The organism is Xenorhabdus ehlersii (assembly GCF_003610465.1).
Taxonomy (GTDB): domain Bacteria; phylum Pseudomonadota; class Gammaproteobacteria; order Enterobacterales; family Enterobacteriaceae; genus Xenorhabdus; species Xenorhabdus ehlersii.
In genome coordinates this window covers 155825-169087 of sequence record NZ_RAQI01000006.1, presented here as the reverse complement: position 1 = coordinate 169087, position 13263 = coordinate 155825, and the positions used below count along the sequence as shown (strand labels likewise).

The window sequence follows — 13263 nt, the reverse complement described above, 5'->3', positions numbered from 1 at the left end:
TAAAAATTCAAGGAAAAATTGATCTGGACTCAACTCTGAATCTTTACTATGGGTGGTGCAACTGAATGAAGACCGTTAAAATCCACATATTATTGTTATCAACAGTACAGGCATTATTGTGAAAAGCAGTGCTATCAACAACGCAACCCTAAGCTGGAATGAGCAGGGCACTCCTATTTCAGAGCATTTTGATGATGTTTATTTTTCAAATCAAGATGGCTTGGAAGAAACGTTATATGTATTTTTGCAAGGCAATCATTTTCCTCAACGTTTTAATACACATTCCCGTTCAGAATGCGTTATTGCAGAAACAGGATTCGGTACTGGATTGAATTTTCTGACACTTTGGCGATCTTTCTCTCATTTTAGACAACAATATCCTGAAGCTGCATTAAAACGACTGCATTATATCAGTTTTGAAAAATATCCATTAAAAACAACTGACCTGAAAACAGCACACCAACGTTGGCCAGAACTTAAGGCGTTTTCTGCCCAATTATACCAACAATGGCCCTTACCACTGGCAGGCTGCCATCGATTAATTCTGGATAATGGCGCTATTACCTTGGATCTTTGGTTTGGCGATGTAAATGATCTATTACCGAAGATAAATTCCAGCCTGACAGGGAAAGTTGATGCCTGGTTCTTAGATGGTTTTGCGCCAGCAAAAAATCCACAAATGTGGAGTGAACAGTTGTTCGCTGCAATGGCAAGATTTTGTCGTCCTGAAGGTACTTTTGCAACCTTTACCTCCGCCGGAATAGTCCGCCGAGGATTACAAGCAGCAGGCTTTAATGTCACTAAGGTTAAAGGATTTGGACGTAAAAGAGAGATGCTAACTGGTACTTTATCTCCATTAAGTAACCCACTTTCCTTACCTTATACACCATGGTTTTCTCGCAAATCCGCTACCTGTACCAATGATATTGCCATTATCGGTGGTGGTATTGCTAGTACATTAACTGCACTTGCTCTACTGCACCGTGGCGCCAAAGTTACGCTATATTGCCAGGATGCTCAACCTGCCCAAAATGCGTCCGGCAATCAACAAGGGGCCCTTTATCCTTTACTAAATGGTAATGACGATCCATTAGAACGCTTCTTTACATCAGCATTTACTTTTGCCCGCCGTCAATACGATCAGTTAATTGACGAAAATATATCGTTCGATCATCAATGGTGTGGCGTCAGCCAATTAGCTTATGATGAAAAAAGCGCGAATAAAATAAGCAAAATGCTACGAACAACATGGCCAGAAGAAATTGCACTCGGTATGAACCGCGATCAATTAAGCCATGTAAGTGGACTAGATGTAAATTATGATGGCATTCACTATCCACAAGGAGGATGGTTATACCCCGCACAACTGACTCAAGCAGTGATTAAACTGGCTGAGCAACGTGGAATGCAGGTTTATTTTAATCATAAAGTAACTGAGCTCATCCAAAGTGAAAACGGCTGGCAATTGCAGATTGAACACAAAGAAAACCTGCAATGCAAGGATCACAACGTTGTCATTATTGCCAATGGTCACTGTCTGCCACAATTTGAACAGACTAAAAAACTCCCTGTAACCGCTGTTCGTGGTCAAGTTAGCCATATTCCAACTACAGATAGCCTAAGTCAATTAAAAAGTGTACTGTGCTACGATGGCTACATGACTCCCGTTAATCCTAATAACCAATATCACTGTATCGGCGCCAGTTATCAACGCAATCAGTTAGATACACTGTATTCTTCTATCGAGCAACAAGAAAACCGAGATCGTTTACTAAAATGTTTTCCTGATGTTGGTTGGCCACAGGAAGCTGACATTTCAGAAGAGAAATCTCGCCAGGGTATCCGGTGTGTCATTCGGGATCATATGCCAATGGTCGGTAATGTTCCTGTTTTCAGTAAGCTTATGGATAAATATGCAAATTTATCTCTGCAAATAAACGCTAATAAAATCATTGAAGAATCTCCTTGTTACCCAGACTTATTTGTTCTTGGTGCGTTGGGTTCACGTGGATTATGTTCTGCTCCTTTAAGTGCCGAATTATTGGCTAGCCAAATTTTTGGGGAACCTCTACCGCTTGATGATGAAACATTAGCGGCTTTACACCCAAATCGCTTTTGGGTTAGGAAGCTATTACGTGGCAAAGCAGTAAGAACAGAAAAACCTTAAAGTAGTTTATTCTGTTGCATCAGGTATGGAAACAATCATGCCTGGTGCCCCACGGTCTTTATTCCCAAAACTGATATTATTTCAAATTCAGTATGTTATTTAGGTATGGTGGTCATAGTAAGCAAACGTCTCATTGCACAACGTTGTTCTTCAGCAAATCCATCATCAATTTCACTTTGTAGTATTTGCTGCAATGACACAGAAAGTTGCTGCGAATCTAAGATCTCAAATCCCAATTTATGGTAAAAGGGTGCGTTCCAATTAACATAACGAAAAGTTGTTAATGTCACAGCGTTAAGATGGCGTTGTTCAGCAACCTGAATGACTTTTTCAATCAATGCCCTTCCGATACCTTTTCTCTGCCAATTTTCATGCACAGAAAGCTCCATAATATGTAACCCATCATCTAATGGCTTAGCTAAAATAAAACCAATAGGACAAGAGTTTTCGTTAAGGGCAACCCAGCTATTGCCTTGCATAATATAGTCCAAATGTTGCTGCTCCGTTTGCACATAACCATCAACTATCCAAGCCAGTTCAGATATAAACCTAAATAATTTCGCAGCAGAATGTTCTATTGCGGGTAAATGAGTTACATCTGATTTTTGTGTTAAGCGAATAGAAGACATTGTATTCAAATCATAAACCTCATTGCTGCAATAATGGCACCAGAAAAACCAAACATTATTGTTACCATCCATTTAGTTTGAGCAACTATTTTATTGGATAGCTCCTCACTTACAGTTGATATTTTCTGATGTATAGATGATATATCACTACGTACAACTACCATATCCTTCTGCAAAGTCGATATGTCACTACGTACAACTACCATATCCTTCTGCAAAGTCGATATATCGCTACGTACAGCTACCATATCCTTCTGCAAAGTCGATATATCACTACGTACAACTACCATATCCTTCTGCAAAGTCGATATATCGCTACGTACAGCTACCATATCCTTCTGCAAAGTCGATATATCACTACGTACAGCTACCATATCCTTCTGCAAAGTCGATATATCACTACGTACAGCTACCATATCCTTCTGCAAAGTCGATATATCGCTACGTACAGCTACCATATCCTTCTGCAAAGTCGATATATCGCTACGTACAGCTACCATATCCTTCTGCAAAGTCGATATATTATTGCTTACAGATCCCATATTATTCTGCAAGGGTAATATATTTCCACGCATAGAAGATATTTCTTTATTAATCAATACATTAATAGACTCAATATCCGCTTTTGTTGCATAATTTGATTTTATAACAGCAACATCCATTTTTATTTGAGCAACGTCTGATTCCAGATTTTCAACCCTTTTTTCCAGTGTTGTATTCATCACTTTTTTCTCAGCAAATTTTAATGAGTCAGAATTTATCGATTCAGGTAACAAAAGTATTTTGTTACTTTCAGTATGATCTCTGTAACCACTCTGAACAAAATTATTTTCCAGCTTCATGCCACTATTTCCTGAATAATCCTTTTCTGATTTTGACTTTCCAAGGGAAATTTATCTGTTTTGTTAATATAAAATTTTACTGATTTTTTATTTAGCAATATTTCACCTACTCCATCAGTCTTTTAGTGCGGAATTACCATCATTATTACTGTTCATTTGTTCTGAACAAGGATTTGTCCATATACCAGAGATATCTTATTGCATATCAACCTCTTATTATTTATGGTTTTCCGTTAGTTAATCAGGTAAAAATCACTTCATTTTCCAACATATCATTGTCAAAACTTTAGCATTTCTACTTATTTTAATCATCAGTTGTTCTATTAATAACATGATTAATAAAAATAAATAATAAAATAATTATATTAACAACCGTTAAAACAGAACACATTTATACATTATTTAGATAGCAAGTAAAAAACCTTTTTAAATAACAACAATAAATAGAATTTCATTATTTTGTCCACCGCATTATATTCATATTAAATATATTAACACCCTAATCATTTTAATTGTAAATAATTAAAAAACACATGTAGGATAGATTTAACAACCAAATTACTGTACTTTATATTTACTATAAAAAGATCAATAAAGATTTAATTATCACTATTTATTCTCATTATTGAGAAGCACTACGAGTTTTTTTGTAACTGAAGATGGGAAGTTACTCAGTTAAAGCAAAAATAAAGGGCTACATGAATAGCCCTAAATAAAGTTATTTTTATATCAAAGAATTAATCTTTTGCACCATTCAGCAATTTTTGCCAAGTTGCCAAAACCAAAATCTGATCCGGTGGAGTCAGTTCTCCCACTTTAATTGCTTTGTGGATGCTTTCTTCAACACGCTGATGGAGCTGTTCGATAGTGTTTGCACCTTCTTGCTCTAATTCAGCAACAGCTAATGTCAGATGCCCGCGGAGGTAACCACCAGCAAATAATTCATCATCACTGGCCTGTTCAACCATATCATCAATTTGCGCCAGAATACGTGTTTCAAACTCTGCGAGCATTATTTTTTCCTCAAAATCAATTTCTGTTAGCAAAGAGATCTTCCGGATAAGGAAAATGCTCTGCTTTTAATGGAGGCGTATTGTAGAACGATTGCAGACCTTGAATAAAGCGTTCAGCTCGTGCGGGTATCCCATTTTCAAGGTATTGCATGACTTGCGCATGCACTTTCTGCTGAAAAGCCAGGCGATCCGGCTCAAAATCGCCTTCAAGGTTGTCACAACTGATATTAAAGGGAAACCCCGCTGCTATACAGAATAACCACTCCAGCGATTGTGGTTTAATCTCCACCTTTTCAAACTTCTCCTGAGTTTGGGCATCGCGCCCATCAGGGCAATACCAGTAACCAAAATCGATCAGTTTGCGACGCTCTTCACCCGCAATGCACCAATGAGAAATTTCATGTAATCCACTGGCATAAAATCCGTGGGCAAACACTATCCGGTTATAGTTAACTTCATCATCTGCAGGCAGATAAATCGGCTCATCATCACCTTTTATCAAACGGGTGTTATAGTCATTGCTAAAGCAATTATCAAAAATTTCAATCAGTTGCTGATAATGATGTGCGGTCATGTATTAATGCCAGATCCTAAATCAAAAATAAAATGCCAGCCAAGAACGGACTGTATCTCCGTGATGATCATAAAGAAGTTTGATGCTCATCAAAAAGGAAATTGTCACCAACAGCGGACGAATAAGTTTCTTCCCTTTGCTCAGTACTAAACTCGCCCCAAATCGCGCACCGATTATTTGTCCTACCAACATCACAACTCCCGCCAGCCATAAGATCTGTCCGCCAAGAACAAAGAATCCTAAGGCTCCGATGTTAGATGCAAAGTTCAGTACCTTGGCATGAGCCGTTGCTTTTGCCAAATTGTAGCCACAAAGCATGACATAAGAGAGTGCAAAAAAAGATCCCGTCCCTGGCCCAAACACGCCATCGTAAAAACCAATACCACATCCGGCAAGGCAACCAAACGCAATTGGACCAAGACGATGTTGCCGATCTTCTGCCCCAATATTCGGCACCAATAGGAAATAAACGCCGATAATGATCACTAATGCCGGCAATAAATAACGCAAAAAATCCGGTGAGATAAATTGAACCAGCAAAGCTCCTAACATGGCGCCAATTATCGTCATGAAGATAGCAAAACGCTGGGAACGCAAATCCACTACGCCACGGCGGATAAAATAGAGGCTGGCAGAGAAAGAGCTACCTATAGCCTGTAACTTACTTGTTGCCAGCGCTTGGACAGGAGAAACGCCCACCGATAGCAACGCAGGGATGGTCAATAATCCACCACCTCCGGCAATGGAATCGATAAACCCTGCCACCATCGCAACTAAAAAGAGGAAACCGTAAATTTCCGGCCCCAATAATGACCATTCCATTATGCATTTCACCAGAAAACTGCTTGCCTATTCTCATGATACCTTTCAGCACCAACCAAAGCGGGTATCAGGAGCCTCTTCCCTAATTACCAGCGTGGAAGTGATGATATCACATCAGCACATTGTGCCCGCTGGCGCAGTAAGTGATCCATCAGTACAATTGCCATCATTGCTTCTGCGATAGGTACGGCACGAATACCAACACAAGGATCGTGGCGGCCGCGAGTTACCATATCCACTTCTTCTCCCTGACGATTGATAGTTCTGCCTGGCACCATAATGCTGGATGTTGGTTTCAAGGCGATATGCGCAATAATTGGCTGACTACTGCTAATTCCGCCTAAAATGCCGCCTGCATGGTTACTGGTAAATCCCTGTGTCGTCATTTCATCGCGGTTCTCGCTGCCACGTAAGTTGATAACACCGAAACCCTCACCGATTTCAACACCTTTGACCGCGTTAATGCTCATCAAAGCATGAGCGATGTCTGCATCCAAACGGTCAAAAACCGGTTCACCCAATCCGGCAGGAACGTTTTCGGCAACCACACTCACTTTCGCACCGATAGAATCCCCCTCTTTTTTCAATGTACGGAGTAATTCATCAAGCTGAGTCAACTTACTTGCATCCGGGCAGAAAAAAGGATTCTGTTCAACAAGATCCCAATCTTTCAGTTCACAATGAATATCACCCATCTGAGTCAGGCAAGCACGAATAAGAATACCGTGTTTTTCGAGTAGATATTTTTTAGCAATTGCCCCTGCTGCAACGCGCATAGCGGTTTCACGGGCAGATGAACGCCCGCCACCACGGTAATCACGCACCCCATATTTCTGTTCGTAGGTATAGTCAGCATGGCCAGGGCGGAAAACATCTTTAATTGCACTGTAATCTTGTGAACGCTGATCGGTGTTTTCAATCATCAGGCCAATGCTAGTACCGGTTGTCACGCCGTTAAAAACACCAGAAAGAATGCGAACTTGATCGGGTTCACGACGCTGCGTCGTATAACGGGAAGTTCCCGGACGACGCCTGTCTAAATCGATTTGCAAATCAGCTTCTGTAATAGCAATACCCGGTGGAACACCATCGACAACGCATCCCAGTGCGATCCCGTGAGATTCACCAAATGTGGTGACACGAAAAAACTGTCCAATACTATTTCCTGCCATTCTTACCCTGCCATCATTATTTATGCGTTACAAATGAGATCGAATAACAATAACTCACCCAATGATTAAAACCTATCTTATTTCAGTAATTTTATTTGCCTTTTATCCTTAATCTTTCGAGCAACAATATTGCTAGCTGCTACTCGAAATCCACTGGATATAGATACAATTATGAAATATCTGTTTTAACCATTGGATGAATGAAAAAATATCAGTCTTTGAATTGCTGGAAATATTCGTGATATTCAACAAGCTGCTGGCGAGTCAGCACGAAAACACCATCACCATAATCATGTTCGAATGTTAGCCATTTGAATGGTACTTCAGGGTATTGCTCAATCAGGTGTACCATACTGTTACCTACTTCACATACCAGTATTCCATCTTCTGAAAGGAAATCCGGGGCAGTTGCCAGAATACGACGAACCAAATCCAACCCGTCAATACCTGCAGCCATGGCTAATTCAGGTTCATGATCGTATTCCTGAGGAAAATCACTCATATCTTCTTCATCGACATAAGGAGGATTAGTGACAATGATGTCGTATTTCACCGATGGTATATCATGAAATAGATCTGAACGAATCGGGATTACACGGTGAGAAAGCTTATGATTCTCTATATTTATTTCTGCAACTTCCAAAGCATCTGGAGAAATATCAACAGCATCAACTTCGGCTTCTGGGAAGGCATGGGCACAGGCGATTGCAATACAACCGCTTCCTGTACAAAGATCCAAAATTGTCGATGGCTGACGTGAGATAAGTCCTTCAAAATGGTTTTCAATCACATCTCTAATCAGTGAACGTGGAATCAAAACTCGCTCATCGACATAAAATTCATGACCACAGAACCAAGCTCGATTTATCAAATAAGCAACAGGAATACGTTCATTAATACGACGTAAGACAAGTTCCACGATACGTTGACGCTCTGTTGATGTCAGGCGTGAAGCCATCATTGAATCAGGGACATCCATAGGCAAACGCAATGAGGGGAGAACTAATTGCAAAGCCTCGTCCCACGGATTACATGCAGTATGTCCACAATAGATATCCGATTCGCTAAAACGGCTAGTAGACCAACGCAACATATCTAAAATAGTACGCAGCTCTGCAACAGCCTCATCGACTAAAATCTTATCCAAAAAACACCTCCAAACAACAAAAAAGATATATCAACTCGTTAGTTTGCCATGATCCAGAACACAAATCAGCTTTCTTAACACTGAGTTATCTTAGGATGAAATTGTATTCACAAAATACATAAGGTGGTATGGGAGGGTTAACCATGACTTGGTTTTTTTACCCATAAATAATAGCTGATAGTCAATAATACTATCCATACTATCCCTACGTATAATGCAATCCGGGTATTAGGGAAATAGCCTAATACCACAATAACAAATGCCATAAAAGCAATGGCTAAAGTCGGCGCAACAGGCCAGAAGGGAACGGAGAATTTAAGCTGCTTGGCCTCCTCTGCCGGCATTTTTCGGCGCATAACATATTGTGACAGCAAAATCATCAGCCATACCCAAACGGTTGCAAATGTTGCGATGGAAGCAATGATGACGAAAACTTTTTCCGGCAACAAATAATTCAAAAGGACGCCCACCAACAAGATCCCAGACATTGCCAGCACCGTAACCCACGGTACCCCGTTTTTAGTCAGTTGGGTAAAAGAGGCTGGTGCCTGTTTTTCCTGGGCCATGCCATACATCATCCGTCCGGCACCAAAAATATCACTGTTGATCGCGGAAATTGCAGCGGTAATCACGACAATATTTAAAATATTGGCTGCGGAATCAATTCCCAGGCTGGAGAAGATCTGGACAAATGGGCTGCCATTTTGTCCCACTTGATTCCACGGATAAATGCACATCAAAACAAACAGTGTAAGAACATAAAACAGTAAGATACGGAACGGAACCGCATTGATCGCACGTGGGATGGATTTTTCTGGATTTTTAGCTTCACTGGCCGTGATGCCGATGACTTCAATGCCACCAAAGGCAAACATAACGACTGTAAACGAAGCAATTACCCCCGCTATGCCGTTTGGCATAAATCCACCATGTTCCCATAAATTCGACAGGCCTGTGACATGCCCTGCTTCCTGACCAAACCCATACATCATGATGGCAAAACCACCGACAATCATGGCGATAATCGCAGCAACTTTGATGATAGACAGCCAAAATTCCATTTCACCAAATACCTTGACGTTACATAGGTTGATTGCGCCAATAAAAAAGACAATGCCAAGAACCCAAATCCACTGGTCAACATGGGGAAACCAGAGCTTCATATAGATGCCAAATGCGGTGACGTCAGCAAGACAAACAACCAGCATTTCAAAGACGTAAGTCCATCCGGTCAGAAAACCTGCCAATGGCCCTAAGTATTGGGTGGCATAATAAGAGAAAGAGCCAGGTGCAGAGCGATGTACCGCCATTTCCCCCAATGCCCGCATGACCATAAAAACGGCTGCACCGCCAATTGCATAAGCCAGCAATACCGCCGGTCCTGCGGCTTTAATAGCGCCTGCCGAACCATAGAAAAGACCTGTGCCAATTGCCGAACCCAGAGCCATAAACCGAATGTGGCGAACGCTTAACCCGCGCTTGAGTTGTGAAATATTTTGCATGATTTATCCTTATGTCTTTTATTATTAGATTGGAAGAGATAAATACTACGATAAGGCCGGATTTTATCCGGCCTAAAACGATGTGTTTGTACTTAGTTTTCTAAGATATTCCCAGCAGGCAACAAAGCAGAAAGTTGCTGCTCGGCCAACAACTGAATTGTTACATCAATATCCGGAGCAAAAAAGCGGTCTTTATCATAATGTGTAACTTTATCACGAAGAATATGGCGAGCTTTTTCTAATACCGGACTACTCTTCAAGCCATGACGGAAATCCATGCCCTGGCAAGCTGTCAACCATTCAATTGCTAAGATCCCTCGCACGTTATCTGCCATCTCCCACAGGCGACGGCCTGCGGCGGGTGCCATTGAAACGTGATCTTCTTGATTGGCAGATGTCGGCAGACTATCGACACTGGAAGGATGCGCCAGTGCCTTGTTTTCACTTGCCAGCGCAGCCGCCGTCACCTGTGCAATCATGAAACCAGAGTTAACACCGCTGTTTTCAACTAAGAATGGTGGCAACTGGGACATATTGCTATCCATCAGCAAGGCAATGCGACGTTCTGACAATGAGCCGATTTCTGCCAAAGCAATAGCCAGATTATCTGATGCCATAGCGACGGGTTCCGCGTGGAAATTACCACCAGAAATCACCTCATCTTCTTCGGTAAATACCAGTGGGTTATCAGAGACTGCATTGGCTTCAACCATAATAACATCAGCAGCATGGCGGATTTGGGTTAAACAAGCCCCCATCACTTGTGGCTGGCAGCGCAATGAATAAGGATCCTGAACTTTCGGGCAGTTTTTATGGGATTCACAAATCTCACTTTGTTCTTCCAATATCAAACGGTAAAGGGCTGCCACATCAATCTGGCCTTTCTGTCCACGTACTTCATGGATACGGGCATCAAAGGGTTTACGGGAGCCAAGAGCGGCTTCAACAGACATGGCGCCACAAACAATCGCTGATGCGAGTAAATCTTCTGCGGCAAATAGCCCTTTTAAGGCAAAAGCGGTAGAAGCCTGCGTACCGTTGAGCAGTGCCAAACCTTCTTTTGCGACAAGACACATCGGCTCAAGTCCTGCTTTTTCCAGTGCCTCTTTTGCCGGTAACCATTCACCACGATAACGGGCTTTACCTTCGCCCAACAATAACAAGCTCATATGCGCCAAGGGTGCTAAGTCACCGGAAGCCCCTACCGAACCTTTGCTTGGAATACAGGGATAAACCTCAGCGTTGACCAAGGCAATCAGTCCCTGAATGACTTCCAGACGAATGCCAGAATAACCACGGGCAAGGCTATTAATTTTCAACACCATAATCAAGCGGACAATTTCATCCGGCAGAGGTTCACCCACTCCCGCCGCATGTGACAACACGATAGAACGCTGCAACTCTTCCAAATCCTGCTCTGCAATACGGGTATTCGCGAGCAAACCAAAACCGGTATTGATACCGTAAGCCGTTTTATTTTCACTGATAATGCGATTCACACAAGCAACACTACCTTCAATGGCAGGGAAACAGTGTTCGTCCAAACTAATGTGAACAGGATGCTGATAAACATGACGTAATTCTTCAAGCGTCATTTTTCCCGGATGAATAGTAATATTTTTCATTTTAACAACGCTCCTTATTTCGCATCAGTCACTGGCAGGTTTAACATTGGCAGGTTTAGCCCCTGCTCTTTCGCACACTGGATAGCCAATTCATAGCCCGCATCAGCATGACGCATAACGCCCGTTGCCGGATCATTGTGTAATACACGGGCAATGCGCTCAGCAGCTTCATCAGTTCCATCACAAACAATGACCATGCCAGAATGTTGAGAGAATCCCATACCAACGCCACCACCATGATGCAGGGAAACCCATGTTGCACCACCAGCCGTATTCAGTAAGGCATTCAGTAATGGCCAATCAGAAACAGCGTCAGAACCATCTTGCATGGATTCAGTTTCACGATTAGGGCTGGCGACAGAGCCAGAATCCAAATGATCACGGCCAATCACGATTGGTGCAGAAAGTTCCCCTCGGCGAACCATTTCATTGAATGCTAAACCTAATTTGGCACGATCTCCCAACCCTACCCAACAAATACGTGCAGGCAAGCCTTGGAAACTGATGCGCTCTCTCGCCATATCTAGCCAGCGGTGTAAATGGGCATCATTCGGCAACAGTTCTTTTACCTTGGCGTCAGTTTTATAAATATCCTCAGGATCACCGGAAAGCGCCGCCCAACGGAAAGGTCCTATACCTCGACAGAACAGCGGGCGAATGTAAGCGGGAACAAAGCCAGGAAAATCAAAAGCGTGTTCAATACCCACCTCTTTCGCCATTTGGCGGATATTATTGCCATAATCGAAGGTAGGTATACCCTGTTCCTGAAAGGCCAACATAGCTTCAACATGTGCGGCCATTGACGCTTTTGCCGCTTGGATCACCACTTCTGGCTCACTTTCGGCACGGCGGCAATACGCTTCCCATGTCCAACCAGCCGGCAAGTAACCGTGTAATGGATCATGGGCACTGGTTTGGTCTGTTACCATATCAGGACGCACGCCACGGCGTACCAGCTCAGGTAAAATCTCTGAAGCATTACCACACAATGCTATCGAGATTGCTTTACCTTCCTGGGTATAACGTTCAATACGCGCCAAAGCATCATCCAGATCAACGGCCTGCTCATCCACGTATTTGGTACGCAGACGAAAGTCAATGCGACTTTGTTGGCACTCTATGGTTAATGAAGAGGCACCTGCCAATGTCGCAGCCAGTGGCTGGGCACCGCCCATACCGCCCAAACCCGCCGTCAGTATCCAACGTCCGGTCAAGTTGCCGTTGTAGTGTTGGCGGCCTGCTTCGACAAAAGTTTCGTAAGTTCCCTGAACAATGCCCTGACTGCCAATGTAAATCCAACTACCGGCTGTCATCTGGCCATACATAGCCAGCCCTTTGGCATCCAATTCGTTAAAATGTTCCCATGTCGCCCAGTGTGGCACCAAATTCGAGTTGGCAATTAATACACGCGGGGCATTCTCATGGGTTTTGAACACCCCCACAGGTTTACCGGATTGCACCAGCAGGGTTTCGTCATTTTCCAGATTCTTTAAGGTTTCAACGATTTTTTCATAGCATTCCCAGTTTCTGGCTGCACGACCAATGCCACCATACACCACCAATTCACAGGGATTTTCCGCCACATCGGGATCAAGGTTATTCATGAGCATACGAAGTGGTGCTTCGGTTAGCCAGCTTTTTGCTGTCAGTTGCGTCCCTCTGGGAGCGCGAATGGTTACGTTGCTGAATTTATTATTTTGCGTCGTCACGGTTTTTTCCTATCTCATCGTTGTGAATTTTATTAATTGTATAGTTGTATATACATGTGCA

The 13263-nt window shown here is 42.6% G+C and carries 11 protein-coding genes; 1 reads left to right on the top strand and 10 read right to left on the bottom strand.

The features are described from left to right. Positions 1-118: 118 nt before the first annotated feature. The gene (gene mnmC / locus BDE27_RS17205) at positions 119-2167 is read left to right on the top strand and encodes a bifunctional tRNA (5-methylaminomethyl-2-thiouridine)(34)-methyltransferase MnmC2/FAD-dependent 5-carboxymethylaminomethyl-2-thiouridine(34) oxidoreductase MnmC1 (protein ID WP_099132033.1); all 2049 of its coding nucleotides are present in this window, start codon (positions 119-121) and stop codon (positions 2165-2167) included. A gap of 95 nt (positions 2168-2262) precedes the next feature. Here mnmC and BDE27_RS17200 read toward each other — a convergent pair whose 3' ends face one another. The 10 genes from BDE27_RS17200 to hutU form a co-directional block, all read right to left on the bottom strand. Next, positions 2263-2796, bottom strand: coding sequence for a GNAT family N-acetyltransferase (locus tag BDE27_RS17200; protein WP_099132034.1), 534 nt, complete (start codon positions 2794-2796; stop codon positions 2263-2265). Between the two features lie 5 nt (positions 2797-2801). Next, positions 2802-3638, bottom strand: coding sequence for a hypothetical protein (locus BDE27_RS17195; protein ID WP_099132035.1), 837 nt, complete (start codon positions 3636-3638; stop codon positions 2802-2804). A gap of 737 nt (positions 3639-4375) precedes the next feature. After that, entirely contained in the window at positions 4376-4651 is a 276-nt protein-coding gene (locus BDE27_RS17190) for a YfcL family protein (protein ID WP_099132036.1), read from the bottom strand. A gap of 16 nt (positions 4652-4667) precedes the next feature. Then, positions 4668-5225 carry an elongation factor P hydroxylase gene (locus tag BDE27_RS17185; RefSeq protein WP_099132037.1) on the bottom strand — a complete coding sequence of 186 codons (558 nt, stop codon included), beginning with the start codon at positions 5223-5225 and terminating at the stop codon, positions 4668-4670. Between the two features lie 21 nt (positions 5226-5246). Beyond that, positions 5247-6047 carry a sulfite exporter TauE/SafE family protein gene (locus BDE27_RS17180; protein ID WP_099132038.1) on the bottom strand — a complete coding sequence of 267 codons (801 nt, stop codon included), beginning with the start codon at positions 6045-6047 and terminating at the stop codon, positions 5247-5249. 86 nt (positions 6048-6133) lie between these two features. Then, a complete protein-coding gene (aroC, locus tag BDE27_RS17175; protein WP_099132039.1) occupies positions 6134-7219 on the bottom strand; it encodes a chorismate synthase in 1086 nt (361 codons plus the stop codon). Positions 7220-7430: 211 nt separating this feature from the next. Beyond that, positions 7431-8366 (bottom strand): 50S ribosomal protein L3 N(5)-glutamine methyltransferase, encoded by a 936-nt coding sequence (prmB, locus tag BDE27_RS17170; protein WP_099132040.1) that lies wholly within the window; start codon positions 8364-8366, stop codon positions 7431-7433. Positions 8367-8503: 137 nt separating this feature from the next. After that, entirely contained in the window at positions 8504-9868 is a 1365-nt protein-coding gene (locus BDE27_RS17165) for an amino acid permease (RefSeq protein ID WP_099132041.1), read from the bottom strand. A 92-nt stretch (positions 9869-9960) separates the two neighbouring features. Continuing rightward, the gene (hutH, locus tag BDE27_RS17160; protein ID WP_099132042.1) at positions 9961-11493 is read right to left on the bottom strand and encodes a histidine ammonia-lyase; all 1533 of its coding nucleotides are present in this window, start codon (positions 11491-11493) and stop codon (positions 9961-9963) included. A gap of 14 nt (positions 11494-11507) precedes the next feature. Continuing rightward, on the bottom strand, positions 11508-13202 hold the full coding sequence (hutU, locus tag BDE27_RS17155; protein WP_099132043.1) for a urocanate hydratase: 1695 nt from the start codon (positions 13200-13202) through the stop codon (positions 11508-11510). Between the last annotated feature and the right edge of the window lie 61 nt (positions 13203-13263).

Coding starts and splice junctions, on each gene's coding strand:
- BDE27_RS17200 (WP_099132034.1), bottom strand. CDS start 2,796: ATGTCTTCTATTCGCTTAACACAAAAATCAGATGTAACTCATTTACCC.
- BDE27_RS17195 (WP_099132035.1), bottom strand. CDS start 3,638: ATGAAGCTGGAAAATAATTTTGTTCAGAGTGGTTACAGAGATCATACT.
- BDE27_RS17190 (WP_099132036.1), bottom strand. CDS start 4,651: ATGCTCGCAGAGTTTGAAACACGTATTCTGGCGCAAATTGATGATATG.
- BDE27_RS17185 (WP_099132037.1), bottom strand. CDS start 5,225: ATGACCGCACATCATTATCAGCAACTGATTGAAATTTTTGATAATTGC.
- BDE27_RS17180 (WP_099132038.1), bottom strand. CDS start 6,047: ATGGAATGGTCATTATTGGGGCCGGAAATTTACGGTTTCCTCTTTTTA.
- aroC (WP_099132039.1), bottom strand. CDS start 7,219: ATGGCAGGAAATAGTATTGGACAGTTTTTTCGTGTCACCACATTTGGT.
- BDE27_RS17165 (WP_099132041.1), bottom strand. CDS start 9,868: ATGCAAAATATTTCACAACTCAAGCGCGGGTTAAGCGTTCGCCACATT.
- hutH (WP_099132042.1), bottom strand. CDS start 11,493: ATGAAAAATATTACTATTCATCCGGGAAAAATGACGCTTGAAGAATTA.